Source organism: Pseudomonas sp. GW822-FHT02E03 (assembly GCF_058802325.1).
The window spans coordinates 20,112-46,358 of record NZ_JBXAOA010000018.1; the positions used below are offsets into that span (position 1 = coordinate 20,112).

The following is a 26,247-nucleotide window of genomic DNA, read 5'->3' on the forward strand; positions in this document are numbered from 1 at the left end:
CAGATGATCGTTCCCACGCTCTGCGTGGGAATGCCTCTCGGGACGCTCCGCGTCCCTGCGGCTGTGACGCAGAGCGTCACTGGCTGCATTCCCACGCAGAGCGTGGGAACGATCAGTGTGTCTCAATCCGGCCAATACCACGCCGGCTCATCCAGCATCCGCTGCCCGACCATCCCGGTCTGGCCGAAATTCTTCTCCAGCACAATGCAATTGCATTCCGGGTCTTGCTGCAACGCCGAGATCAACCGCCGCGCATGAGACACCACCCACACCTGACACTGCTCGGACGCTCGAATAATCAAGCGTGCCAACGCCGGCAGCAGGTCTGGATGCAGACTGGTTTCCGGCTCGTTCAACACCATCAACGTCGGCGGCCGAGGAGTCAGCAATGCCGCAACCAGCAACAAATAGCGCAACGTCCCATCCGATAACTCGGCGGCGGACAACGGCCGCAACAATCCTTCCTGATAAAATTCGATCGCAAACCGTCCGCCCTGCAGCGGCGCGATATTCAGTGTCGCGCCGGGGAATGCATCGCTGATCGCTGCCTGCAACGCTTCGGGATCGCCGATTTCGCGGATGGTCTGTAACGCTGCGGCGAGGTCGCGACCGTCGTGGTGCAACACTGGCGTGCGGGTGCCCAGTTGCGGTTGGCGCACTGGCGCGTCGGCGTCGCTGCGAAAGTGGTCGTAGAAGCGCCAGCGGCGGATGAACTCACGCAGCTGCAAGACTTCCGGCGAGGTGCGCAAGCTACCGACCTGATCGAACAGGCTGTCGAAGTTCGGTGTGTGCTGGGCCAGTACTTCCCAGCCGCGACCGACCCGAGCGCGAATCATCGGGCCGTCGCGATCCACCAGCAGGCTGGCCGGGCGATAGAACGGCCCGGACCAGATGCATTCCTTTTTGATTTCCGGGTCGAGGGAAAAGTACGTCACATGATCTGGCAGCGGCATGGGTAGCCCCAGCGCGATCGCATAACTGAAATCATCACCGGCAAAGCCCAGACGCAAACGCTTGGGTGACTGGCGCACGCTTGCCTCGACCGGCACTTCGCCGTTACGCATACGCCGGCTGATGTTTTCCGGCCCGGCCCAGAATGTCGAATCCAGCCCACCCTCGCGGGCCAACGCATTGACCACGCCACCTTGAGCGGTTTCCGCCAGCAGGCGCAAGGCGCGGTAGAGGTTGGACTTGCCGCTGCCGTTGGGGCCGGTGATCAGGTTCAACCGGCCAAGCGGAATCACCAATTTATTGATCGAGCGGTAATTGGCCACCGCGAGGGTTTTGAGCATGAGTTCCTCATTGATCGTTCCCACGCTCCGCGTGGGAATGCATCCCGTGACGCTCCGCGTCACAGTGGACGCAGAGCGTCCATGGCGGCGTTCCCACGCAGAGCATGGGAACGATCAGTGGAGTATAAGGATCGCTCGTGCAGACGTGGAACGCTGTTCTAAGCTCACAGTCGTATCGTCACTGGCAGGTTTGTACAACGCAAAGGAGTTTGCATGGCAGGTCCCGGATTGAAATTCATGGTTGGCCTGAGCCTCATCGCCCTGCTGACCGCCTGTGGCGATAAAAAGCCCGTCGAGAAGGACCGCCCACGAGTCTTCGTGCAAGAGGTCAAGCCAACCGATTACGCCGCCGCAGTGACACTCACCGGCGACGTCCAGGCGCGAGTGCAAACCGAGTTGTCGTTTCGTGTCGGCGGCAAGATCATCCAGCGCATGGTCGATGTCGGTGACCGGGTTTCGGCCAAACAAGTGCTGGCCAAGCTCGATCCCAAGGACCTGCAAACCAGCGTCGACTCTGCCCAGGCCCAGGTTGTTGCCGAACAGGCGCGGGTCAAACAAACCGCCGCCGCCTTCGTTCGCCAACAAAAACTCCTGCCCAAGGGCTACACCAGCCAGAGCGAATACGATTCCGCCCAAGCCGCCTTGCGCAGCAGTCAGAGCGCGCTGAGCGCCGCTCAAGCGCAATTGGCCAACGCCCGTGATCAACTGAGCTACACCGCGTTGATTGCCGATGCGCCGGGGGTGATTACCGCGCGCCAGGCTGAAGTCGGCCAAGTGGTACAAGCCACAGTGCCGATTTTCAGCCTGGCCCGGGACGGCGAGCGTGACGCGGTGTTCAACGTGTACGAATCACTGCTGACTGAGCCGCCGGCGGATAGATCGATTGTGGTCAGCCTGCTCGACAACCCGAAAATCAAGACCACGGGCACCGTTCGGGAAGTCACGCCAGCCGTGTCCGCGCAGACCGGCACGGTGCAAGTCAAAGTCAGCCTCGACAGTCTTCCCGAGGGCATGCAGCTCGGCTCGGTGGTGAGCGCCACCGCAAAACCGGTGGGCAAAACCGCAGTGGAGCTGCCTTGGGCGGCGCTGACCAAGAACCTCAGCGACCCGGCCGTGTGGCTGGTGGACGCCGAGGGCAGGGCGCAATTGCACACCGTCACCGTCGGCCGTTACCTGACCGGCAAAGTCATTGTCAGCGCTGGCCTCAACGGGGGCGAAAAAGTCGTCACTGCGGGTGGCCAGTTACTGCATCCGGGTGTGCGCGTGGAGATTGTCGAAAACACCTACCAGCCCTCAGCGACAGGAGCCCAGCCATGAAGCGTCTGTTGCTGTTGTCCGCTGGTTTGTTGCTGGTCGCCTGCTCCAAGGAGGAAGCGCCGCCAGAACCGGTTCGGCCGGTGTTGTCTGTGGAAGTGAAGGCGCTCAATCAAGAAAACCTCGGCCGGTTTGCCGGCAGCATCCAGGCCCGTTACGAAAGCAACGTCGGTTTCCGGGTGCCGGGGCGTATCGCCAGCCGTAACGTCGATGTTGGCGCAGAAGTCCAGAAGGGCGCGTTACTCGCGACCCTCGACCCCACCGATCAGCAGAACCAGTTGCGCTCCGCCCAGGGTGATCTGGCGCGGGTTCAGGCGCAGCTCATCAACGCTCAGGCCAACGCCCGGCGTCAGCAGGAACTGTTCAATCGCGGGGTTGGCGCACAGGCGCAGCTGGACATCGCCCAGACCGACCTGAAAACCACCCAGGCGTCCCTCGATCAAGCCAGGGCTGCTGTCGATCAGGCACAGGACCAACTCAACTACGTTGAGCTACGCGCCGATCACAAAGCCATCGTCACCGCGTGGAACGCCGAAGCCGGGCAAGTAGTCACGGCCGGCCAGCAAGTGGTGACCCTGGCGCAGCCGGACATCAAGGAAGCGGTGATCGACCTGCCCGATACCCTGGTCGATCAGTTGCCAGCCGACGTGGTGTTCCAGGTCGCCTCACAACTGGACCCGAGCATCACCAGCACCGCCATCGTGCGCGAGATCGAACCCCAGGCGCAAAGCGCGACACGCACCCGTCGCGCCCGCCTGAGCCTGACCGATACGCCACCGGGCTTTCGCCTTGGCACGGCGATCAGCGTGACTCTCAGCTCCGCGATCAAGCCGCGCCTCGAACTGCCGGTGAGCGCGCTGCAGGAGGTCGATGGAAAACTGCGGATCTGGGTCGTTGATCCACAGACGCAAACCGTTTCGCCACGGGAGGTCAGCCTGATCAGCCGGACCGATGCCACGGTGGTCCTGGCCAACGGCGTGAAAACCGGCGAGCGGGTGGTCAGCGCGGGTGTGAACAGCCTCAAGCCGGGGCAGAAAGTGAAAATTGACGAGGGCAGCCCGCAATGAAAGGGAGTTTCAACTTATCCGAGTGGGCCCTCAAACATCAGTCGTTTGTCTGGTATTTGATGTTCGTCGCGCTGCTGATGGGCGTGTTCTCGTACCTGAACCTGGGGCGCGAAGAAGACCCCTCGTTCACCATCAAAACCATGGTGATCCAGACTCGCTGGCCCGGCGCGACCCAGGAACAGACCCTCAAGCAGGTCACTGACCGGATCGAGAAAAAACTCGAAGAACTCGACTCGCTCGACTACGTGAAAAGCTACACCCGCCCAGGCGAATCAACGGTCTTCGTTAACCTGCTCGACACCACCAGTGCCAAGGACATCCCGCAAATCTGGTACCAGGTGCGCAAGAAGATCAACGACATTCGCGGTGACTTCCCGAAGGGCCTGCAAGGGCCGGGTTTCAACGACGAGTTCGGCGACGTGTTCGGTTCGGTGTACGCCTTTACCGCCGACGGCCTGTCGATGCGCCAGTTGCGCGATTACGTGGAACAGGTACGTGCCGAGATCCGTGAAGTCCCGGGGTTGGGCAAGGTCGAGATGGTCGGCGAGCAGGATGAAGTCCTTTACCTGAACTTCTCCACTCGCAAACTCGCCGCCCTCGGCATCGATCAGCGTCAGGTGGTGCAGAGCCTGCAATCACAGAACGCCGTGACCCCGGCCGGGGTGATCGAGGCTGGCCCGGAGCGGATTTCGGTGCGGACCTCGGGCCAGTTTGCCTCTGAAAAAGACCTGGCCAATGTCAACCTGAAACTCAACGATCGCTTCTATCGACTGGCCGATATTGCCAACATCAGCCGTGGCTACGTCGACCCGGCCACCCCGGAGTTTCGCTTCAACGGCCAGCCGGCCATTGGCCTGGCGATCGCCATGAAGAAGGGCGGCAACATTCAGGACTTCGGCAAGGCGCTGCACCTGCGCATGGATGAACTGACGGCGGACCTGCCGGTGGGCGTCGGCGTGCATAACGTGTCCGACCAGGCCGACGTAGTGGAAGAAGCCGTCGGCGGTTTCACCAGTGCGTTGTTCGAAGCCGTGGTGATCGTGCTGATCGTCAGCTTCGTCAGCCTTGGTGTGCGCGCCGGGCTGGTGGTGGCGTGTTCGATTCCATTGGTGCTGGCGATGGTCTTCCTCTTCATGGAATACAGCGGCATCACCATGCAGCGGATTTCCCTCGGTGCGCTGATCATCGCCCTCGGCCTGCTGGTGGATGACGCGATGATCACCGTGGAGATGATGGTCACGCGCCTGGAAATGGGCGAAACCAAAGAGCAAGCGGCGACCTTCGCCTACACCTCGACCGCATTCCCGATGCTCACCGGCACCTTGGTCACCGTCGCTGGTTTTGTGCCGATCGGCTTGAATGCAAGCTCGGCCGGTGAGTACACCTTCACGCTGTTCGCGGTGATCGCAGTGGCGATGCTGGTGTCGTGGATCGTCGCCGTGCTGTTCGCCCCGGTACTCGGTGTGCACATTCTGAGCGCCAATGTGAAACCTCACGACGCGGAGCCTGGGCGCATCGGTCGGGCGTTCAATGGCGGCCTGCTCTGGGCCATGCGCAATCGCTGGTGGGCCATCGGCATCACCGTGGCGCTGTTTGTGCTCTCGGTGTTTTCCATGCAGTTCGTGCAGAACCAGTTCTTCCCGTCCTCGGACCGCCCGGAAATTCTCGTCGACCTGAACCTGCCGCAAAACGCCTCGATCGCCGAAACCCGCAAGGTGGTGGACAAGCTCGAAGCGACGCTCAAGGATGACCCGGACATCGTGCGCTGGAGCACTTACATCGGCGAGGGGGCGATCCGTTTCTACCTGCCCCTCGACCAGCAATTGCAGAACCCGTACTACGCGCAACTGGTGATCGTCAGCAAAGGCCTGGAATCGCGCACGGCCCTGACGGCGCGACTGCAAAAGCGCCTGCGCGAAGAATTCGTCGGTGTCGGCAGTTACGTCCAGGCGCTGGAAATGGGCCCGCCGGTAGGGCGGCCGATTCAGTACCGGGTCAGCGGCAAAGACATCGATCAGGTGCGCAAACATGCGATTGCCCTGGCGACCGAGCTGGATAAGAACTCGCACATCGGCGAAATCATTTACGACTGGAACGAGCCGGGCAAAGTCTTGCGCATCGACATCGCCCAAGACCGGGCACGGCAACTGGGGCTGTCATCGGAGGATGTGGCGAACCTGATGAACAGCATCGTCGTCGGCTTGCCGGTCACGCAGGTCGATGATGATATCTACCTGATCAACGTGGTGGGCCGTGCCGAGGATGCCGAACGCGGCAGTCCGAAAACCCTGGAGAACTTGCAGATCGTCACCCCGAGCGGCACGTCGATTCCGCTGCTGGCGTTTGCCACGGTGCGTTATGAACTCGAACAGCCGCTGGTGTGGCGTCGTGATCGCAAACCGACCATCACCATCAAGGCCGCGGTGCGTGACGAGATTCAGCCGACCGACCTGGTGCAACAGCTAAAGCCGGACATCGACAAGTTCGCCGCCAGTTTGCCGGTGGGCTACAAAGTCGCCACTGGCGGCACGGTAGAAGAAAGCGGCAAGGCCCAGGGGCCGATTGCCAAGGTGGTGCCGTTGATGCTGTTTTTGATGGCGACCTTCCTGATGATCCAGTTGCACAGCGTGCAGAAGCTGTTCCTGGTGGCCAGCGTCGCGCCGCTCGGGTTGATCGGCGTGGTGCTGGCGCTGATCCCGACCGGCACGCCAATGGGCTTCGTGGCCATCCTGGGGATTCTGGCGCTGATCGGCATCATCATCCGCAACTCGGTGATTCTGGTGACCCAGATCGACTCTTTCGAGAAGAACGGCTACACGCCGTGGGACGCGGTGGTGCAAGCCACGGAACACCGGCGCCGGCCGATTCTGTTGACGGCGGCGGCGGCGAGTTTGGGGATGATCCCGATCGCCCGGGAAGTGTTCTGGGGGCCGATGGCCTACGCGATGATTGGCGGGATCATCATCGCGACGTTGCTGACACTGCTGTTTTTGCCGGCGCTGTACGTGGCCTGGTACAAGGTTCGCGAGCCGAAGAAAGAGCCTGCCTAATGATCGTTCCCACGCTCCGCGTGGGAATGCAGCCAGTGACGCTCTGCGTCACAGCCGCAGGGACGCAGAGCGTCCCGAGAGGCATTCCCACGCAGAGCGTGGGAATGATCAGTTGGCTCGACGCCAAACACTCGCCAACCAAGGCTGCTGCTCCCGCGGCAACCCCGCCGGCCGGTAGTAATGCTCAAGCTCCACAAACCCCGCTTCAGTCAGCATTTGCTGCCACACCTGAAGATCGTAATAAGCCCCATAACGCGGCCCGTTCCAGCCTTCCTGATTCTCGCCACGAGGATTGGAGCTGAACAACACACCACCCGGTTTCAACGCCCCGCGCAGTTGCTTCAGCACCCGAGGCAACTCTTGACTCGGAATGTGGAACAGCACGGCATTGGCGAATATCCCGTCGAAGCGTTCGGCCGGCAGGTCGAGCTTCAGAAAGTCTTGCTGCCAGACTTCACAACCACTGTCCTCCCGGGCCATCTGTGCAAGCTTTTCAGAACCGTCGAGCCCGACGGCGCTGTGGCCCAGGCGGGTGAAGGTTTTCAGATCGCGGCCAGGGCCGCAGCCGAAGTCGAGAATGCTGAACGGCGCCTCACCCTGGATATGCCGCAACAGGGCATCGATGTTCTGGCTGACATCGTGATCGCGAGTGCCTTCACGGAAGTCCTCGGCCACCGCGTTGTAATGACCCAGGGTGGTGGAAGTGATCTGCTCCAGGTCGTCGGGAGTCTGTTTCATGGTTGGCTGCGCAGGTAATTGGGATTAGCCGAATATACGCCAAGACGCCGAGGGCTGCTGCGCAGCCATTCGCGAGCAAGCCCGCTCCCACACTGGATCGCGTCGAACACAAATTCCATGTTCACCGAAGATCGAATGTGGGAGCGGGCTTGCTCGCGAAAGCGGTATCACTGGCGACCAATGACTTCAGCCAGACTCAACTCTGTTTCATCCCCAGACATTCAATGGACCGATCAACCATAGCCTTGGCAATCTCCAGCAAATGCCAGACGGAGAACACCAATGCCCGATCGGCGCCCTTGAGTTGATCGCCGCACTGATACGCCGTGACCGAGGCAACTTACCCTTCGGCGAGGGGGGTGTCTTAATGCCAGTCAGTTAAGACGTAACGCGGTCTGTAGCAGCTGGCGAAGCCTGCGTTCGGCTGCGAAGCAGTCGTGAAATCAGAGTTCACGGTGTTTCAGGAAGACTGTGGAAGCAAGATTTGCGACTGCTTCGCAGCCGAACGCAGGCTTCGCCAGCTGCTACAAGGTGAGCATCGCGGCTGCTATCTCGATCAGCGCTTATTCAACCCCCGCGCCAACCGATCCCCACCCAACTGAATCACCGCCACCAACACCACCAGCAACACAATCACCGTCAGCATTATCTGGCTGTCGAACCGCTGATACCCATACCGATAAGCAATGTCCCCCAACCCTCCGGCCCCAATCGCCCCGGCCATGGCCGAGGAGTTGATCATGGTCACCAACGTAATGGTGAAACCCCCGACAATCCCCGGCAGCGCCTCGGGCAGCAGCACATGCCAGACGATATGCCAGCGTCGGCAACCCATCGCCTGCGCTGCTTCGATCAATCCATGGTCGACTTCGCGCAAACTGACCTCGGCGATGCGTGCGAAAAATGGCGTAGCGGCGATGGTCAGCGGCACCACGGCTGCCCAAACGCCGTACGTGGTGCCGACGATCAACCGGGTAAACGGAATCAGCGCCACCATCAGAATCAAAAACGGAATCGAGCGGAACAGGTTCACGAACGCGCCCAACGCACGATTCAGCGCCGGTGCTGCGTAGATCCCGCCCTTGGAACTGGTGACCAGAATCACCGCCAACGGAATGCCCGCCAGCAGCGCAATCAACGACGACACGCCGACCATCAAAAACGTGTCGATGAAACCTTGCAGCAACCGATCAAACCACATAACCCAGCACCTCCACCTGTTGCGCCCAGTTGCCGGCGCGCTGACGCAATTCCTCGGCGCTGAGGGACGATCCGGTCACCGCCAGCAGCAATTGCCCGAGCGCATGGCCCTGAATCCGTTCCACGCCCCCTTGCAACAAGCGCACGCGGCCACCGAGGGCGCTGAACAGCGCCGCCAGGTCTGGCTCCTCGCTTGTGCTGCCGGTGAATTGCAAACGCAGCACCACCGCGGCGTCCGAAGATTGCGGCTGTGGACGCAAGCGGCTTTGCAGTTCTTCCGGCAGAGCGTGTTGCAATGGCGCGAGCAAGGTCTTGCTGACCTCATGTTGCGGGTTGCCAAAGACTTCCCAGACCGGCCCTTGCTCGACGATTTGCCCGTGTTCCAGCACCACGACCCGATCACAGATGTCGCGGATCACCGCCATCTCGTGGGTGATCAGCACGATGGTCAAACCCAGCCGTTGATTGATCTCACGCAGCAGGCCGAGGATCGATTGCGTGGTTTCCGGATCCAGCGCCGAAGTCGCCTCGTCGCACAGCAGAATCTCGGGATCATGGACCAGTGCGCGGGCGATGCCGACGCGTTGTTTCTGCCCGCCGGAAAGCTGCGCCGGATAAGACTTGTGCTTGCCTTGCAGGCCGACCAGTTCCAGCAGTTCGCGGACTTTGCGCTCGCGCTGCTCCTTGGGCACACCGGCGACTTTCAGCGGCAACTCGACGTTCTGCCAAACCGTCTTGGCCGACATCAGATTGAAGTGCTGGAAGATCATGCCGATCCGCCGCCGCAGCGCCACCAGGCGGTCTTCGTCGAACTCGCCGATGTCCACCTGATCGATCAGCACTCGCCCGCTGCTCGGTTGTTCGAGGCGGTTGATGGTGCGGATCAGCGATGACTTGCCGGCACCGCTGCGGCCGATGATGCCGAACACTTCGCCGCGCTGGATCGCCAGGTCGATGCCATGCAGGGCCGCCACCGGACCTTGCTGGCCGTTGTAGGTTTTGCCCAGGCCGATGAAGCGCACGTGGGCGCGATTGAGCTCTGGGTGCAGTTCGGTTTGTGTGGCGTTATGTGGCTCCGGAAGTTCCAGTCGCCGTTGGATCGCGGCCGTCATGCTCAGCTTTCCCAGCCGGCTTGATAGAGCTTGCCGTGGGCTTTATCCAGCGCTGCACGAACGGCTGGCGAATGCTGATAGATATCGACGAATTTGATCAGGCGTGGATCGGTTTTGCTTTTCGGCTGGATCACGAACTGGATCACGTATTCCTTGTGATCGAGGCCATCGAACAGCAGGGCGGAACTGGCATCGAAGGTCTTCGACAGGCGAATGTAGGCCGGGTAGCCCTGGACCAGATCGGCGTCGTCGTAGGCGCGTACCAATTGCACGGCCTCGACCTGAAGGATTTTGATTTTCTTCGGGTTGGCGATGATGTCTTCTTCGGTGGCCTTGTAGCCGACGCCCGGTTTGAGCGTGATCAGCCCGGCCTTGGCCAGCAGTTGCAGGCCGCGACCGCTGTTGATCGGGTCGTTGGCGATGGCCACGCTGGCGCCTTCGGGCAACTCGTCGAAGCTTTTGTATTTCTTCGAATAGAGGCCGACGTTGTTGATGATCCCCGGCGCGAACGGCACCAGATCAAAACCGGCGGCGGCCTTGGCGTTTTCCAGGAACGGGATGTGCTGGAAATAGTTCACGTCGATGTCGCCCGAGGCGAGGCTGACGTTGGGGGCGATCCAGTCGCTGAACTCCACCAGTTCGACTTTCAGGCCTTGTTTGTTGGCTTCTTCTACTGCTGCCTCCAGGGGAATGGCGAAGGCGGCGGTAGTGCCGACTTTCAGCGGTGCGTCGGCGGCGAAGGTGACGGAACTGAAGAGGCCGAGGGCCAGGGCCAGTGCTTTGACTGGGTGGGAGAGGAGTTTCTTGGTCATGATGAGTTTTCCAGTCAAGTTAAGGCGATCGTTCCCACGCTCCGCGTGGGAATGCCTCCCGGGACGCTCCGCGTCCCTGCGGCGGTGACGCAGAGCGTCACTGGCTGCATTCCCACGCAGAGCGTGGGAACGATCAGGGTCGGGGGTTAGTGTCGGTAATGGGAACCGGTATGTTGCTCAGGCAAATGCGCCCCTTCGTGAAACAGCTTTTCCCGCAGGCTGCCGTTGTCGTAAGCAGTCTTGTACGACCCTCGGCGCTGCAACTCCGGAATCACCAGTTCAATGAAGTCCACATAGCTTTCCGGGGTGACGATCCGTGTCAGGTTGAAGCCGTCCAGGCCTGTTTCGGCGATCCACGATTCCAGCTCATCCGCCACCTGCTGCGGCGAGCCGACCACGGTGATGTAGCGGCCACCGAGGGCGTGTTGTTCCAGCAATTTGCGGCGGGTCCAGTCGTTGTTTTGCAGGTTCTTGGTGGCGGACTGGATGGCGTTGCTCTTCACGTACTGGATCGGTTCGTCGAGTTCGTACTCGGAAAAGTCGATCCCGGTGGACGCCGAAAAGTGCGCCACGCCGGCCTCGGCACTGGCGTAGCTCAGGTACTCGGCATGCTTGGCCCATGCCAGCTCTTCTGTCTCACCGACAATCACGTTCAAGCCCATGAACACCTTGATGTCCCAAGGATTGCGCCCGGCCTCGACGGCGCTGGCGCGCACCTTGTCCACCTGAACTTTGGTCGACGGTTTGTTCTGACCGCTGATGAACACGCACTCGGCATGTCGACCGGCGAACAGCAGACCGCGATCGGAACTGCCGGCCTGGAACAGCACCGGCGTGCGTTGCGGCGATGGTTCGCAGAGGTGATAACCCTCGACCTGATAGAACTCGCCCTTGTGCTCGACCTTGTGCACTTTGTCTGGCTGGGCGTAGATCCGTTGCTCGCGATCGCTGAGCACCGCGCCGTTTTCCCAGCTGCCTTCCCAGAGTTTGTAGAGCACTTGCAGGTATTCATCGGCCTGGTCGTAGCGGCGGTCGTGTTCCACCTGTTCACTCAGGCCCATGGCCTTGGCGGCGCTGTCGAGGTAGCCGGTGACGATGTTCCAGCCGACCCGCCCACGGCTCAAATGATCAAGCGTCGACAGGCGTCGGGCGAACAGATACGGCGGTTCGTAGGTCAGGTTGGCGGTCAGGCCGAAGCCGAGGTTTTTGGTGACCGCAGCCATGGCCGAGACCAGCAGCAGCGGGTCGTTGACCGGCAACTGGATCGACTCTTTGAGCGGCACGTCCACCGAGTTCTGGTAGACGTCGTACACGCCGACAATGTCGGCGATGAACAAACCGTCGAACAGTCCGCGTTCCAGCAACTGAGCCAGTTCGGTCCAGTACTCGATGGTTTTGTATTGGGTGGAATTGTCCCGTGGATGCGTCCACAGGCCATGGTTGATGTGCCCGATGCAGTTCATGTTGAACGCGTTGAGCAGGATTTTCTTTTTGGCATCAGCCATCAAATGGTCCCTCGCAATGGAGGGTTTTCTTCGTTGAGGTAGTAATTGCCGATGGCGTGATATTTCCAGCGCACCGGGTCGTGCAGGGTATGCACCCGGGCATTGCGCCAGTGGCGATCCAGGCCGTGTTCGGCCAGGGTCGCCTGGCTACCCGCCAGTTCGAACAGCGTGCTACCGGCGGCGAGGGAGATTTCGGTGCTGATGGCGCGGGCTTCGGCAACGGCAATCGACGCGGCGGCGACGGTCTCGGCATTGGTGTCGGCCTGGGCCTGATCGAGGAATTCGCCGGAGCGTTCCAGCAGGGCTTCGGTGGCGTGCAGGCGGATACTCAAGTGGCCGAAACTCTTGATCGTCAGCGGGTCTTCGGTGGCTTTTTCATGAGTGGCGTCGATCCACGGCCGGGTCTTGGTGCGCACAAAATGCAGTGCATCTTCATACGCTGCGCGGGCGATGCCAGTGTCGATGGCGGCATGGAGAATCTGCGCCAACGGGCCGACGGTGGTCGGGCGTTCGAAGGCGCTTTGAAACGGGATCACGTCCTCGGCGGCGACGTAGACGTCCTCGAACACTACCGAACCGCTACCGGTGGTGCGCTGGCCGAAGCCACTCCAGTCGTCGATCACCGTCAGGCCTTTGCTATTGCGCGGGACGAACGCCAATTGCTGCGCGCCGTTTTCGTCCACCACTGACGTGGGGATGCGCTGGGCGTAAATCGCGCCGGTGGCGTAGAACTTGCGGCCGTTGATGCGGTAGCCGTTGCCATCGCGAGTCAGGCTGGTGACGCGATCATGGGCGGTTTTGGTGCCCAGTTCCGCGAGTGCATTACCGAAGCGCTGGCCGGCCAACACTTCGGCGTACAGGCGTTTTTTCTGCTCATCGGTGCCGTTCACACGGAGCACTTCGAGGGCATAGAAATGGTTCTGGGGAATTTGCCCGAGGGAGCCGTCGGCCTGGGCGATCAACGCGATGACCTTGGCCAGGGTGACGTTGGAAACCCCGGCGCCACCGTATTCCTTTGGCACGCTGATGCCCCAAAGACCCGAGCGGGAAAATACTTCCAGCTCCGGGTACGGCAAACGACGCTCGCGGTCGCGCAGGGCGCTGTCGCGTTTGAAATCGTCGGCCAGGTCACTGGCGACGATCAGGGCTTGCTCATCGCTGGTGATGACCGCGACGTGGTGAGAATGAGTCATGTGTTTCTCCAGGGATCTGGTCAAAAAGGTTCTGGTGGTCAGATCCAGGAATGCCGCGCAGGCAAGGTTCCATTGAGGTGGTAAGCGCCAACCGCGTGATACTTCCAGCGCACCGGGTCGTGCAGCGTGTGCACTCGGGCATTGCGCCAGTGGCGGTCGAGGTTGAATTCGGCGAGGGTGGCGCGGCTGCCGGCCAGTTCGAAGAGCTTTTCGCTGGCCAGCAGCGAGATCTCGGTGGTCAGCACTTTGGCTTCCGCCACGGCAATCGAGGCGCGCGCAGCGGACTCAGCGGTGAGCGGCGCGGCGTTGACCTGATCGAGTACTTGCCCGGCCTTGCGCAACAACGCTTCGGCGGCGTGCAGTTCGATTTTCAGCTTGCCGATGTCGGCGATCACATAGAGGTCGTCGCTGGCCCGGTCGACCTTGGCGTCGATCCAGGGGCGTGCGCGTTTTTGCACGAATTCGATGGCGTCATCGATGGCGCCCCGGGCAATGCCGGCGTCGATGGCTGCTTGAATCAACTGCGACACGGCGCCTTGAGTATTCGGGCTGTCGTTGATCTTCCAGTTATCCACCACCAGCTCGGCGTCGACCCGCACGTTGTTGAGCAAAATGGTGCCGCTGGCAGTGGTGCGCTGGCCGAAACCCGACCAGTCATCAACGATGCGCAGGCCTGGGGTGCCGCGACGTACGAAGGCCAGCACTTGCTTGCCGTCGTCGTTCAGCGCCTTGACGGCCACCCAGTGGGCGAACAATGCGCCGGTGGAATAGAACTTCTGCCCATTGATGACGAAGCCATCGCCGTCGGCGCTGATCCGCGCCTTGAGTTCCAGGGTATTTTTTGTTCCGCGCTCTGGCCCCGCGTTACCGATCCGCCAGCCTTCGAGCACACTTTTGAACAGCTGTTTTTTCTGTGATTCGGTGGCACTGCCGAGTATCAGGTTGAGAATCCCGAACTGGTTCTGCGGGATCTGCCCCAGTGCCGGGTCGGCCGCGGAAATGATCGCGAACACCGAGGCCAGGGTGACGAATGAAACCTGCGGGCCGCCGTATTCTCGCGGGATGGAAATACTGCCCAGACCGCTGCGGGTGAACTGCTCGATTTCCGCCCACGGCAACTTGCGTTGCTGGTCACGTTTGGCTGCTTGCAAGCGGGCGACTTGCGCCAGCTCATGGGCCGCCTTGATGGCTTGTGCGTCGTTGCGCAAGACCTGCGCGGGCAACAACAATGGGGCGATGTCCAGATCACTCTGGACGATTGCGTCTGCCAAACTGGACATCAGTGCCGCTCCTTGGCTGCACGCAATGCCCTGGCGATTTGCACTGGGGTGATTGTGTTCCGGACCATACCTACCTCACATCTCATGAAAGCGCCGCATGGGTGCGGCGAACGAAAAACACGAATGTCCGGTGGTCCGGTGTATATACCCTAAACGTGTATAAATAATTAATGAACTAACTTTTAGGAATATGCATAGAAGGGTGACTTCGCCCAAGTGGTCGGAGCCTCTGTGGCGAGGGAGCTTGCTCCCGCTCGGCTGCGCAGCAGTCGCAAAAATCGTTAACGGGGTTCAATCTGAAGAACGCGTTTGTCGGTTTCAGGGGCGCTTCGCACCCCAGCGGGAGCAAGCTCCCTCGCCACAAAAAAACCTCATGACACAACAGGAGTGTTACAGGGTCTTCACTTCTTTCGGGATTCCGCGGCCATGAGCGCTTCTTTCGGCGGCACTTTCAGGTAGGGATTGGCACAGCCGATCTTCAGTGTGCGGGCCGGTGCCCACCGCGAGTTGTTACCCACGCGGTCGAGGATGCAGTAGGTCACTTCCAGTCGAAGGTCTTCGCCGGCTTCGACAATGATCGCCGGTGGCACCCAGACCTGAATCGGCTGACCCACATCGCAAGCCTTGAGCTTTGGCAGGTCCATGCGCACGTCGCCCCAGCGCAGGGTGATCTCGTCTTCGGCGGCCATGTTCAGGTACGGTTCGATGGTCAACGGGACACCGCGTTTGACCTGGTTCGGATTGACCCCCTGACGGCGAATGGTCTCGGGGATAAACACCGGCGCCAGGCTCTGGTTTTCCTCATCGCAAAGAGGCGAGGGCAGGCCGCCCGGGCAATCGAGTTTGATCTGGACGCGCGCCGCCGGTGATACCGCCGGCCCTTGCCCGACCTGCATAACCTTGTAATGGACGCGGGCAGAACCGTTGGCAATGAAGCTTTCCGGCACCCGCAGACTCACGGCTGTGCTGCCATGCTCGGCACTCAAGACACAGGAGGCCACGTAGCAGTTGTCCCAAAACAGCTCGATCAGATCGCCTTCGTCCATGCCGGGGTAGGGTGGCACCTCGATCATAAGGTGCGCGGCCGAGGTGATGTTGATACCGGCCTTGTGGCTTTGCGCCAGGGTAGGGGCTGCAAGTTCAGGTTTGTTGGAAGTGCTGGTCATGGGTTTCTCTCCTTGAGGCTTTGCCGCGAAGTCCATTTCTGAAAGATCGAAAGGCGTGAATTACCAAGCAACAAAACGATTCGCTATTGGCGCGATTAAATAATAATGAGTGTGATGGCTGTTGCCTGTTGGGAACTAGATAAGAGTGCGTTTGAATAGGTGTCAATAGCGTGGGTTGGTTAAAGGTTAGTTCTTGCGTGATTCAGAAAGCTCCTACGCAGTATGGTTAATAAACCGCGTCACTCTGTCGAATAAAGTGTGGTATTTGGTGGGTTTTATGCCTCTGAGGCAGCAACCCTCTGAGCGTGGGTAGCAGGGTATTTTATAAATTTCAGGCGATATGAATCTGTTGCAGGACATATATATGTACCGCATGGGATGCCGGGAAGTTATTTAGGGTGGGGGCGAATGGTGTGAGTCGTTGAAGAATGCTATTGGCTTTTATAAAGCGGAGTTAATGTCACTTCCATCCATGGAAGTTGACAATTTTTGAGTGGGGTAGCACTAAGCGTTATTAAGAAACTTGCTGAGAAACTGCTTCGTCCGTTCCTCTTTCGGGTTCGCAAACAGTGCCTTGGCTTCGCCTTGTTCGACGATCACACCCTTGTCGAAAAACACCACACGGTTGGCCACGTCCCGGGCAAAGCCCATTTCGTGGGTAACGATCACCATGGTGCGTTTCTCCTCGGCCAGGCCGCGGATGGTCGCCAACACTTCACCCACCAGTTCCGGGTCCAGCGCCGAGGTCGGTTCATCGAACAGGATCACTTCCGGTTCCATCGCCAACGCCCGGGCAATCGCTACACGCTGTTGCTGACCGCCGGAGAGGCGTCGCGGGTAAGCGTCTTCCTTGCCCGCCAGGCCGACCTTGGCCAACAGCTTTTTACCCAGGGCAACGGCTTCGGCGCGCGGGATCTTTTTCACCACCAACGGGCCTTCGATCACGTTTTCCAGGGCCGTGCGATGGGGGAACAGGTTGAAGTTCTGGAACACAAAGCCCACGTGCTGGCGCAAGCGCCGTACCAGGCTCTGCTGCTGGTTCAGGGGACGGCTGCCATCGATCTCGATGTCGCCGACCTTGATCCGGCCGCTGCTAGGCTCCTCGAGAAAGTTCAGGCAACGCAGGAAGGTGGTCTTGCCCGAGCCGCTGGGGCCGATGATCGCCACCACCTCGCCTTCCTTCACCTGCAGATCGATGCCGTTGAGCACCACCTGACCCTTGAACTGCTTTGTCAGTTTTTCCACGACAATCATTGGGTCAGGACTCCTGGTCGTGCCGATTGACCCGCGCTTCCAACTGGTTCTGCAGGTGCGACAGTACAGTCGCCAGAACCCAGTAGATCAGCGCAGCGGCAAGATACATGGTGAAAATTTCGAAGGTGCGAGCGGTAATCAGCTGTGCCTGACGGAACAGCTCCGGCACCTGAATGGTGGCTGCCAGCGCCGTGTCCTTGACCAACGAGATAAAGCTGTTGCCCAAAGGTGGCAAGGCCGTGCGCGCCGCTTGCGGCAGGATGGCCCGGCGCAAAGTTTGCGCGCGGGTCATGCCGATACTGGCGGCAGCTTCCCACTGGCCGCGCTCGATGGAGCTGATCGCGGCACGCAGGATTTCGCAGGCGTAGGCGGCCATGTTCAGCGAGAAGCCGATCAGGGCAGCCGGCAGCGGATCAAGTTCGATGCCCAGTTGCGGCAAGCCGTAATAGATCACGAACAGTTGCACCAGCAACGGCGTGCCGCGAAAGAACGACACGTAGATGCGGGCGATCCAGCTCACCAGTTTGAAGCGCGACAGCCGCATCAACGCCAGGCCGAAGCCCATCAGCAGGCCGAAGAACATTCCGCCCAGGCTCAGGATGACCGTGTAGTACGCGCCCTTGAGCAGAAAGGGCGCGGAGTCCAGCGCAAGTTGGAAAGCTTCTCCCATTATTGAGTGACGTCAGCGCTGAAGTACTTTTCCGACAGCTTTTTCAGCGTACCGTCGGCACGCAGCTTGTCGATGGCTTTGTTCACCGCGGCCAGCAGTTCAGGCTCGCCTTTGCGCAGGGCAATACCGGCTTCCTGGCGGGAGAACGCTTCGCCGGCGGCGGCAGTGTCCTTGGCCTTCCTGGCATATTCCAGCGCGGCCAGGCGGTCGATCAGAATGGCGTCGATGCGGCCGACGCGCAGATCCTGGAACTTGCTCGGATCATCTTCGTAGGTGCGGACGTCAGCCTTAGGCACATTCTCTTTCACCCACTGCTCGTAGTTGGTGCCCAGGCCTACGCCGACTTTCTTGCCGGCCAGATCGGCGGCGGTCTTGATGGTGTCTTTGTTTTTGGTCAGGGTCAGCGCCTGAATCCCGGAAACGGTGTAAGGCGTGGAGAAGTCGTACTTCTTCTTGCGCTCTTCGGTGATGGTCACCTGGTTGATCACCGCGTCCAGACGCTTGGATTCCAGGGCTGCGAGGATGCCTTCCCATTTGGTCGGCTGCAGTTTGACCTTCACGCCCAGCTCTTTGGCCAAGGCTTCGGAGAACTCGACTTCGAAGCCGCTCAGTTTGCCGGCCTCGTCGACGAAGCTGAACGGTGGATAAGTGCCTTCCAGACCGACGTTGATCACGCCTGCGTCCTTGATTTTTTGCAGCTGCTCACCGGCAACTGCCTGCCCGAGCAGGCCGGCGCTCAGCGCCAGGCCCAGCGAACCCACCAGCAGATTTCGACGTAATGCGGAAAAATTCATGACAAGCCCCTGTGTTTTCTTATGGAAGACGCTTAAGGAAAGTTGGCAAATTCGGGATTTGAACGACTGCGATATCCTGCCCTAAAGCAGCTTATGCGTCTTGCTGCAAATTCGCCTGCGGCGTGACTATATGATGTTGCCTTTAGATAGGAAAATACTAAATATTGAGTTTGTTATTCTTTTTTTGGCTAAGTGATCGTTCCCACGCTCCTGCGTGGGAATGCCTCTAGGGACGCTCCGCGTCCAGTGACGCGGAGCGTCACGGGCTGCATTCCCACGCAGAGCGTGGGAACGATCATTTACAGAAAGTCTTTGTAGGCAAACAGTGCCGGCGCCCCACCGGTGTGCAGGAAGATGATCGGGCCGTCATTGAAGCGCTGGCGCCCAATGCCGTCGAGCAAACCGGCCATGGCCTTGCCGGTGTACACCGGATCCAGCAACAACCCTTCCTGACTCGCCAGCAGCTTCAGCGCCGACAGTGTCCCGGCATTCGGCTCGCCATAACGCGGGCCGAAATATTCGTCCCACAAATCGATTTTGAAATTCGCCGGCAGGCCCACACCCAGCAACTCGGCCGTGCGCTCGGCGAGGCCTTGGACTTTCGGTCGTTGATCTTCATCGCTACGGGAAACGGTCACGCCGATCACTGGCAAATCCGGCAGTGCTTCGCTCAATGCCAGCGCCAGGCCGCTGTGGGTGCCGGCACTGCCGGACGCCAGCACCACGGCGGCGAACTTCAGCCCGGTGTCCTTGATCTGTTCGGCCAGTTCCAGGCCTGCACGGACATAACCCAAAGCGCCCAATGCATTCGAGCCACCAATCGGCACCAGATACGGCTTCTTGCCGTTACTGCGCAGACGCCCGGCCAGCGCTTCCAATTGCTCGTCGGCGTTGTCGAGGTTTTCCACCAGCTCGACCTTGGCATCGAACAGGTCCAGCAACAGCCGATTGCCGTTGCCGATATAGTTGCTGTCGTCAGTGCCCAGCGGATTTTCCAGCAGGGCCACGCAGCCCAGGCCAAGCTTGGCCGCAATGGCAGCGGTCTGGCGCACGTGGTTGGACTGGATCGCGCCTGCAGTGATCAACGTATCAGCGCCTTGGGCCAGGGCATCGGCGGCCAGGTATTCGAGTTTGCGCAGCTTGTTGCCGCCCAGTGCCAATGGCGTCAGGTCATCGCGTTTGACGTACACATCGCGGCCTAGCCAGGTCGACAGGCGTTCGAGTTTTTCCAGGGGGGTAGGATGACCGAGCAGGTCGAGGCGGTTAAAGCGGGCAAGCTGTTGTTTGATCATGGGTCCGTACTGGCGGAGGAAGATGTCAGGACTATAGGCACGGGTATTTAGTGGGGCAACTGCCAATCGCTTATAGCTAAAAGTGTTGATCTCAGCACTATTGGTTCTTAATTCGGCTGCAAGCCGTTGCCGTAAAGTAATCGCGGTTAACGCGGCCAGACAGTCCGGCCGCCCGTGAGGAGTTTTTACCGTGAGCGAGCGTTCCAGCCATTGGCAATTGCAGACCATCGTCAGCCAACTGCGTACGGCGCGCGAGCAGTGGCGCGTACAAAACGGCCGTGCCAGCGGCGAGCAGGGCGGTCGCGAGTTGCCGTCCCGAGCGGCCATGGCGGATATTCTCGAAGCCTTGTGCGGTGCGCTGTTCCCGATGCGTCTGGGCCCGGTGGATTTGCGCGAGGAGAGTGAAGACTTCTACGTCGGCCACACACTCGACGTGGCGCTGAACGCGTTGCTGGCCCAGGCGCGGCTCGAACTGCGTTACGCCGCGCGCCACAGTGCCCAGGCCGACACTGAAGTCGAGGCCAAAACCATCCAGATCATTCAGGATTTCGCACTGGCTTTGCCGGGGCTGCGCACTCTGCTGGACACCGACGTACTGGCGGCCTATCACGGCGACCCGGCGGCTCGCAGTGTCGATGAAGTGTTGCTCTGCTATCCGGGAATTCTGGCGGTGATTCACCATCGTCTGGCCCATCATTTGTATCGCGCCGGCTTGCCGCTGCTGGCGCGGATCAGCGCGGAAATCGCCCACTCGGCCACCGGCATCGACATCCATCCGGGGGCGCAGATCGGTCGCAGTTTCTTTATCGATCACGGGACAGGCGTGGTGATCGGCGAGACCGCGATCATTGGCGAGCGCGTGCGGATTTACCAGGCGGTGACCCTGGGCGCCAAGCGCTTCCCGGCGGACGAAGACGGCCAGTTGCAGAAGGGCCATCCGCGGCATCCGATCGTCGAGGACGATGTGGTGATCTATGCCGGCGCGACGATTCTGGGGCGGATCACTATCGGCAAAGGCTCGACCATTGGCGGCAATGTCTGGCTGACCCGCAGTGTGCCGGCGGGGTGCAACCTCAGCCAGGCGAATCTGCAGCATGATGATGGGACGCAGAAGTAGGGGGCAAAATCTCCAGTGGTCTTTCTGACGCCATCGCGGGCAAGCCACGCTCCCACAGGTTTTGTGTTGAACGGTAATTCCGTGAACGACGCGAAACCTGTGGGAGCGGGCTTGCCCGCGATGGTTTCAAGCCAGGTCGAAATAATGGCATTTAGCTAATTTCCCGCTGAACGAATCCCCCAAACCCCGCGTCATACCCATCCTTGAGCTAGCGTACGAAAAGTACCGCCGAGCCCTGCGATTAGTCCTTAGCCCCCTATCCATGTTTAACTTGAACGCTCATTCAAGTTAAACCGCCGGTTTGCTGCCCGCTCACAACAGGAGGCTTGCCTTTGCCGAGTCCGTTATTGATTGCCCTGTTTCACCCCCTTGAGGTGCACCTTTCATGAGTGCACCGTCCACCTCCGCAAGCGGCCAGGTCCGCATGAATCCGCCGGTTTTTTATTTCGCGGCGACCTTCATTCTGTTGTTCGCCGTTGTGGTCATGGCGATACCCGAACAGGCCGGTGCCTGGCTTCTGGAAGCGCAAAACTGGGCGGCCAATACGGTCGGCTGGTACTACATGCTCGCGATGACGCTGTATCTGGTCTTCGTGGTGGTCACCGCCTTGTCCGGCTACGGCAAGATCAAGCTCGGTGCCGACCACGACGAGCCCGAATTCAGCTACCTGTCCTGGGCCGGCATGTTGTTCGCCGCCGGGATCAGCATCACGCTGTTTTTCTTTTGCGTGTCCGAACCGCTGACGCACTTGGCACAACCGCCGCAAGGTGAAGCCGGCACGGCGGATGCGGCGCGTCAGGCGATGCAGATTCTGTTTCTGCACTGGGGCCTGCACGGGTGGGGCGTGTTCGCTTTCGTCGGCATGGCGCTGGCCTATTTCGCTTATCGACATAACCTGCCGCTGGCCCTGCGTTCGGCGCTGTACCCGCTGATCGGCAAGCGCATCAACGGCCCCATCGGCTACGCGGTGGATGGCTTCGGCATCATCGCCACGGTATTCGGCCTCGGCGCGGATATGGGCTTTGGTGTTTTGCACCTCAACTCTGGGCTCGACTACCTGTTCGGCATCGCCCATACCCAGTGGATTCAAGTCGGCCTGATCACGCTGATGATGGGAGCGGCGATCATCGTCGCGGTGTCCGGCGTCGATAAAGGTGTGCGGGTGATGTCCGACATCAACATGCTGCTGGCCTGTGCGCTGCTGCTGTTTGTGTTGTTCGCCGGCCCCACCCAGCATTTGCTCAACACGCTGATCCAGAACCTCGGCGATTATCTCGGCGCCTTGCCGATGAAGAGTTTCGACCTCTACGCCTATGACAAACCGAGCGACTGGCTGGGCGGCTGGACGGTGTTCTACTGGGCCTGGTGGATTGCATGGTCGCCGTTCGTGGGCCTGTTTATCGCACGGATTTCCCGGGGCCGGACCATCCGTGAATTCGTCTTCGGCGTGCTGTTGATTCCGCTCGGTTTCACCCTGGCGTGGATGTCGATCTTCGGCAACAGCGCCATCGACCAGGTCCTCAACCACGGCATGAGCGCGCTCGGTATGTCGGCCATCGACAACCCGTCGATGACCCTGTACCTGCTGTTGGAAACCTACCCGTGGAGCAAAACCGTGATTGCGGTCACGGTGTTCATCAGCTTCGTGTTCTTCGTGACCTCCGCCGACTCCGGCACTGTGGTGTTGTCGACGTTGTCCGCCAAGGGCGGTAATCCCGATGAAGACGGGCCGAAATGGCTGCGAGTGTTCTGGGGCGCGATGACGGCGTTGGTGACCAGCGCGCTGTTGTTCTCCGGCAGCATCGATGCGTTGAAGTCAGCGGTGGTGCTGACCTCGTTACCGTTCTCGTTGATTTTGCTGCTGATGATGTGGGGGCTGCACAAGGCGTTTTATCTGGAATCGCAGAAGCAGATTGCGCAACTGCATTCCCTTGCGCCGGTGTCCGGCTCGCGGCGCGGTGGTTGGCGTCAGCGCTTGAGTCAGGCGGTGCATTTCCCGTCGCGGGATGAGGTCTATCGCTTCCTCGATACGACGGTGCGCCCGGCGATTGAAGAAGTGACGGCAGTGTTCGTCGAGAAGGGCTTGCACGTGGTCACTCAGCCCGATCCGGCCAATGACAACGTCAGCCTGGAAATCGGTCATGGCGAACTGCATCCGTTCATCTATCAGGTGCAGATGCGCGGTTACTTCACGCCGTCGTTCGCCCGTGGCGGCATGGGTTCCAAGCAACTCAACAACCGTCGTTACCACCGCGCCGAAGTGCATTTGCGCGAGGGCAGTCAGGATTACGATCTGGTGGGCTACACCAAGGAGCAGGTCATCAACGACATCCTCGACCAGTACGAGCGGCACATGCAGTTCCTGCACCTGGTGCGTTGATTGAGAAGGGTGGCGCTGACGTCTTGTCAGGCGTCAGTGCTCATCGTCATGAACAACACCAACGCCGCCACCGGCACGCCGAATACCGCGCTACCCACTACCAGTTCCGTGCTCAACGGCTGGCCGGCGTTGACCATGCCGACCGCGCCGTTGATCAAGGTCAACGCCAGCCACAGCACGACAAAGCTGTAGGCCAGGGTCTGACGGGAGAAACCGATTTTCTCGCCGATGAACAGCATCAGCGCAAGGAGAGCCAGGCCGAAGGTGATGATGATTGCTGTGTGCATGCTGAGTTTCTCCCTTCAGATGTGCTGCCCTTGAGGCCGCCTTCGCGGGCAAGCCCGCTCCCACAGTGGTCGCGGGTGTTCACAGGCGTTGTGTTCACTGCCGATCCCTGTGGGAGCGGGCTTGCCCGCGAAGGCGGCCTTGCTGATTCACCCCAATACATCGAGCATAGTTAAACCAACCCACCATTCACCCGCAAAATCTGCCCATTGACCCAAGCCGAATCCGGCCCCACCAGAAACGACACAACGCGAGCAATATCCTCCGGCTGACCCAAACGCTCCAGTGGAGGCATCTTGGCGAAGTTCTGGATCTGCTCTTCGCTCTTGCCGTGCAGGAACAGGTCGGTAGCCACCGGGCCAGGCGCCACGGCATTGACGGTGATGTTGCGCCCGCGCATTTCCTTGGCGAACACCTGGGTCAGGGATTCCACAGCCGCTTTGCTGGCGATGTACACCGCATAGCCCGGCAGGTTCATGCCGACGGTGCTGCTGGAGAAGTTGATGATCCGGCCACCGCTGTTCAGGCGGGTTGCCGCTTCACGCAGGGTGTTGAAGGTGCCGCGAGCGTGAATGTTGAAGTTCTGGTCGAACAGTTCATCGCTGTGTTGCGCCAGTGGCAGAACCTTGAGGATGCCGGCGTTGTTGACCAGCACGTCGACCTTGCCCAGTTGGGTTTCGGTTTCATCGAACAGTCGACGTACATCATCGGCGTTGGCCACATCAGCCTTGATCGCTATGGCCTGATGGCCGGCCTGACGCAGTTCCACAACCAGTTTCGAGGCTTCAGTGGCGCTGCTGGCGTAGTTGATGGCGACGGCGAAACCTTCGCTGGCCAGTTGCCTGGCAATCACAGCGCCGATGCCGCGGGAGGCGCCGGTCACGATGGCAACTTTCGAAGTTTGAGCAGTCATGGCGTTGATTCCTTGGAGTGGTTTTGAAGTGGAGCCAGACTCACATGTTTACTCAGACCGATAAATGCATGAGAGTTGCCTTGACTGTTCAATAATCGCCAACAATCGAGTGCCAGGAGTGACCCGTGGATCAAGTCAAAGCGATGAAGGTGTTCGTGCGGATCTACGAGCGCAGCAGCTTCACCCTGGCGGCCGATGACCTGAATCTGCCGCGGGCGACGCTGACCCACACGCTGAATCAGTTCGAAGCCTGGCTCGGCACCCGTTTATTGGAGCGCAGCACTCGCAAGGTGCGTCCGACCCTGGATGGCGAGGCGTATTACCTGCGTTGCGTACAGTTGCTGGCGGAACTGGAAGAGGCCGAACTGACATTCCGCAGCGTAGCGCCGAAAGGGCGGTTGCGAGTGGATCTGCACGGTACCTTGGCCAAGCACTTCGTGATCCCGGCGTTGCCGCAATTCATGGCGCGCTACCCGGATATCGAACTGTCCATCAGCGAAGCCGACCGCTTCGTCGACCTGATCGCCGAAGGCGTTGATTGCGTGTTGCGCGCCGGCACCTTGGGCGACTCGGCACTGATCGGTAAACGTGTCGCCAACTTGCGGCAGATTACCTGCGCCAGCCCCACCTACCTGCGCAAATACGGCGAACCGAAAAACCTCGAGGACCTGAAAAAACACCGCGCGGTGAACTACGTTTCGCGCACCACCGCCAAGTTGTTTCCGTTTGAATTCATGGTGGATGGCGAGCTGCAAGAAGTGACCATCGATGGCGCATTGTCGGTGTTCGGTGCGGAGATTTATGCCGCCTCGGCGATTGCAGGCCTGGGGTTGATTCAGTGCCCGCACTACCGAATGGAAACGCTGATTTCCCAAGGGCTGGTGCGGGAAATCCTCACCGACACACCACCGCCACCGATGCCGGTTTCGGTGCTGTATCCCCATAACAAACACATGTCGCCACGGGTTCGGGTGTTTGTGGATTGGTTGGGGGAAGTGTTTGCGGGCGCCCGGTAACCGATGGTCTGCGGGTAATCCGGCCTGCTTGTGTTCGGCTAATATTTATCAGAGTGTGTATGGTGTGTATTACGGGTGTGATCATCGCGTAATGTGCTCAGCAGATGCTGCCCACAAGGACGAAGGTGATGCGAAGTCGGGAAATGATCAGGATGATCGAGGAGGATGGTTGGTATCTGGTGGCCGTGAAAGGTAGCCATCATCAGTACAAGCATTCGTGCAAGTCAGGCAGGGTGACGATAAAACACCCTGATTCGGATCTTCCAAAAGGAACGATCAACAGCATATTGAAACAGGCGGGTCTGAAATGAGGCCCGACATCGGAAACGAGAGCCTCGAAGGGGCCACATCACAGGAAGGACTCATCGAAATGAAATTCCCGGTCGTTCTGCACAAGGATGCCGACTCAGAATACGGAGTGATTATCCCGGACGTGCCGGGGTGCTTCTCTGCGGGCGCTACTGTGGCACAGGCATTTGAAAACGTGAAAGAAGCGTTGGCTTTGCACTACGAAGGTCTGGTCGCCGATGGTGATCCACTTCCGCAGGTGCGTGAGATTGATGCTCATCTGGATAACCCTGATTACGCTGGCGGCGTGTGGGGGGTGGTCGAATTCGATATCACGCCTTATTTCGGCAAGTCGGTGCGCTTCAATGCCACGCTTCCTGAGCAGTTGCTTGAGCGTATCGACCAGACGGTCAGACGAGATCAGCGATACAGCTCAAGATCTGGTTTTTTGGCGGCTGCCGCGTTGCGTGAGTTGTCGGCGTAAACGTTGGGAGTGGATATCGGCGCTA

Annotated in this window: 23 protein-coding genes and 1 pseudogene; 8 read left to right on the top strand and 16 right to left on the bottom strand. The window is 60.0% G+C overall.

The window, feature by feature from the left end:
* Positions 1-122: 122 nt before the first annotated feature.
* Positions 123-1,292 carry an AAA family ATPase gene (locus AC1RQB_RS15325; protein WP_008068662.1) on the bottom strand — a complete coding sequence of 390 codons (1,170 nt, stop codon included), beginning with the start codon at positions 1,290-1,292 and terminating at the stop codon, positions 123-125.
* A 213-nt stretch (positions 1,293-1,505) separates the two neighbouring features.
* On the opposite strand from AC1RQB_RS15325, the gene AC1RQB_RS15330 reads away from it, so the two are divergent.
* From AC1RQB_RS15330 to AC1RQB_RS15340, 3 genes are read left to right on the top strand one after another with little or no spacing between them, the layout of a single operon-like run.
* Positions 1,506-2,609 carry an efflux RND transporter periplasmic adaptor subunit gene (locus AC1RQB_RS15330; RefSeq protein WP_063341909.1) on the top strand — a complete coding sequence of 368 codons (1,104 nt, stop codon included), beginning with the start codon at positions 1,506-1,508 and terminating at the stop codon, positions 2,607-2,609.
* The gene (locus tag AC1RQB_RS15335) at positions 2,606-3,673 is read left to right on the top strand and encodes an efflux RND transporter periplasmic adaptor subunit (RefSeq protein ID WP_063341908.1); all 1,068 of its coding nucleotides are present in this window, start codon (positions 2,606-2,608) and stop codon (positions 3,671-3,673) included. The genes AC1RQB_RS15330 and AC1RQB_RS15335 overlap by 4 nt, the downstream gene beginning before the upstream one ends.
* The gene (locus AC1RQB_RS15340) at positions 3,670-6,723 is read left to right on the top strand and encodes an efflux RND transporter permease subunit (RefSeq protein ID WP_063341907.1); all 3,054 of its coding nucleotides are present in this window, start codon (positions 3,670-3,672) and stop codon (positions 6,721-6,723) included. The genes AC1RQB_RS15335 and AC1RQB_RS15340 overlap by 4 nt, the downstream gene beginning before the upstream one ends.
* Before the next feature lie 108 nt (positions 6,724-6,831).
* Here AC1RQB_RS15340 and AC1RQB_RS15345 read toward each other — a convergent pair whose 3' ends face one another.
* The 13 genes and pseudogenes from AC1RQB_RS15345 to AC1RQB_RS15405 form a co-directional block, all read right to left on the bottom strand.
* Positions 6,832-7,461 carry a class I SAM-dependent methyltransferase gene (locus tag AC1RQB_RS15345; RefSeq protein ID WP_063341906.1) on the bottom strand — a complete coding sequence of 210 codons (630 nt, stop codon included), beginning with the start codon at positions 7,459-7,461 and terminating at the stop codon, positions 6,832-6,834.
* A gap of 196 nt (positions 7,462-7,657) precedes the next feature.
* Positions 7,658-7,798, bottom strand: a pseudogene (locus tag AC1RQB_RS15350) (DUF6124 family protein); the annotation flags it as partial.
* Between the two features lie 219 nt (positions 7,799-8,017).
* Positions 8,018-8,662, bottom strand: a complete 645-nt coding sequence (locus AC1RQB_RS15355) for a methionine ABC transporter permease (protein ID WP_008068675.1) — start codon at positions 8,660-8,662, stop codon at positions 8,018-8,020.
* Positions 8,652-9,773 (bottom strand): methionine ABC transporter ATP-binding protein, encoded by a 1,122-nt coding sequence (locus tag AC1RQB_RS15360; protein WP_063341905.1) that lies wholly within the window; start codon positions 9,771-9,773, stop codon positions 8,652-8,654. The genes AC1RQB_RS15355 and AC1RQB_RS15360 overlap by 11 nt, the downstream gene beginning before the upstream one ends.
* Positions 9,774-9,775: 2 nt before the next feature.
* Positions 9,776-10,585, bottom strand: coding sequence for a MetQ/NlpA family ABC transporter substrate-binding protein (locus AC1RQB_RS15365; protein ID WP_063341904.1), 810 nt, complete (start codon positions 10,583-10,585; stop codon positions 9,776-9,778).
* A 146-nt stretch (positions 10,586-10,731) separates the two neighbouring features.
* Positions 10,732-12,090: an LLM class flavin-dependent oxidoreductase gene (locus AC1RQB_RS15370; protein ID WP_063341903.1), complete on the bottom strand. Its 1,359-nt coding sequence runs from the start codon at positions 12,088-12,090 to the stop codon at positions 10,732-10,734.
* Entirely contained in the window at positions 12,090-13,283 is a 1,194-nt protein-coding gene (locus AC1RQB_RS15375; RefSeq protein ID WP_063341902.1) for an SfnB family sulfur acquisition oxidoreductase, read from the bottom strand. The genes AC1RQB_RS15370 and AC1RQB_RS15375 overlap by 1 nt, the downstream gene beginning before the upstream one ends.
* Before the next feature lie 38 nt (positions 13,284-13,321).
* Positions 13,322-14,563 carry an SfnB family sulfur acquisition oxidoreductase gene (locus AC1RQB_RS15380; RefSeq protein ID WP_063341901.1) on the bottom strand — a complete coding sequence of 414 codons (1,242 nt, stop codon included), beginning with the start codon at positions 14,561-14,563 and terminating at the stop codon, positions 13,322-13,324.
* Positions 14,564-14,964: 401 nt separating this feature from the next.
* Positions 14,965-15,729 carry a hypothetical protein gene (locus AC1RQB_RS15385; RefSeq protein ID WP_063341900.1) on the bottom strand — a complete coding sequence of 255 codons (765 nt, stop codon included), beginning with the start codon at positions 15,727-15,729 and terminating at the stop codon, positions 14,965-14,967.
* Between the two features lie 504 nt (positions 15,730-16,233).
* Positions 16,234-16,983 carry an L-cystine ABC transporter ATP-binding protein TcyN gene (gene tcyN / locus AC1RQB_RS15390; protein WP_008068688.1) on the bottom strand — a complete coding sequence of 250 codons (750 nt, stop codon included), beginning with the start codon at positions 16,981-16,983 and terminating at the stop codon, positions 16,234-16,236.
* 4 nt (positions 16,984-16,987) lie between these two features.
* Positions 16,988-17,653: a cystine ABC transporter permease gene (tcyL, locus tag AC1RQB_RS15395; protein WP_007903115.1), complete on the bottom strand. Its 666-nt coding sequence runs from the start codon at positions 17,651-17,653 to the stop codon at positions 16,988-16,990.
* A complete protein-coding gene (tcyJ, locus tag AC1RQB_RS15400; protein ID WP_008005157.1) occupies positions 17,653-18,447 on the bottom strand; it encodes a cystine ABC transporter substrate-binding protein in 795 nt (264 codons plus the stop codon). The genes tcyL and tcyJ overlap by 1 nt, the downstream gene beginning before the upstream one ends.
* 299 nt (positions 18,448-18,746) lie before the next feature.
* Complete coding sequence (locus AC1RQB_RS15405) at positions 18,747-19,739, bottom strand: D-cysteine desulfhydrase (RefSeq protein WP_063341899.1); 993 nt, start codon at positions 19,737-19,739, stop codon at positions 18,747-18,749.
* Positions 19,740-19,929: 190 nt separating this feature from the next.
* On the opposite strand from AC1RQB_RS15405, the gene epsC reads away from it, so the two are divergent.
* Together epsC and betT are read left to right on the top strand one after the other, a co-directional pair.
* Positions 19,930-20,856 carry a serine O-acetyltransferase EpsC gene (gene epsC, locus AC1RQB_RS15410; protein WP_063341898.1) on the top strand — a complete coding sequence of 309 codons (927 nt, stop codon included), beginning with the start codon at positions 19,930-19,932 and terminating at the stop codon, positions 20,854-20,856.
* A 385-nt stretch (positions 20,857-21,241) separates the two neighbouring features.
* Entirely contained in the window at positions 21,242-23,236 is a 1,995-nt protein-coding gene (gene betT / locus AC1RQB_RS15415; RefSeq protein ID WP_063341897.1) for a choline transporter BetT, read from the top strand.
* Positions 23,237-23,262: 26 nt separating this feature from the next.
* Here the strand turns inward: betT and AC1RQB_RS15420 are convergent, their stop codons facing one another.
* Both AC1RQB_RS15420 and AC1RQB_RS15425 read right to left on the bottom strand, forming a co-directional pair.
* Complete coding sequence (locus AC1RQB_RS15420; RefSeq protein WP_063341896.1) at positions 23,263-23,523, bottom strand: hypothetical protein; 261 nt, start codon at positions 23,521-23,523, stop codon at positions 23,263-23,265.
* Between the two features lie 170 nt (positions 23,524-23,693).
* Positions 23,694-24,434 carry an SDR family oxidoreductase gene (locus AC1RQB_RS15425; RefSeq protein ID WP_063341895.1) on the bottom strand — a complete coding sequence of 247 codons (741 nt, stop codon included), beginning with the start codon at positions 24,432-24,434 and terminating at the stop codon, positions 23,694-23,696.
* Positions 24,435-24,559: 125 nt separating this feature from the next.
* On the opposite strand from AC1RQB_RS15425, the gene AC1RQB_RS15430 reads away from it, so the two are divergent.
* From AC1RQB_RS15430 to AC1RQB_RS15440, 3 genes are all read left to right on the top strand, one after another.
* A complete protein-coding gene (locus AC1RQB_RS15430) occupies positions 24,560-25,450 on the top strand; it encodes a LysR family transcriptional regulator (protein ID WP_063341894.1) in 891 nt (296 codons plus the stop codon).
* A gap of 128 nt (positions 25,451-25,578) precedes the next feature.
* Positions 25,579-25,761, top strand: coding sequence for a type II toxin-antitoxin system HicA family toxin (locus tag AC1RQB_RS15435; RefSeq protein WP_008005171.1), 183 nt, complete (start codon positions 25,579-25,581; stop codon positions 25,759-25,761).
* Positions 25,758-26,222: a type II toxin-antitoxin system HicB family antitoxin gene (locus tag AC1RQB_RS15440; RefSeq protein ID WP_008005174.1), complete on the top strand. Its 465-nt coding sequence runs from the start codon at positions 25,758-25,760 to the stop codon at positions 26,220-26,222. Before AC1RQB_RS15435 ends, AC1RQB_RS15440 begins: the two co-directional genes overlap by 4 nt.
* Positions 26,223-26,247: the final 25 nt, after the last annotated feature.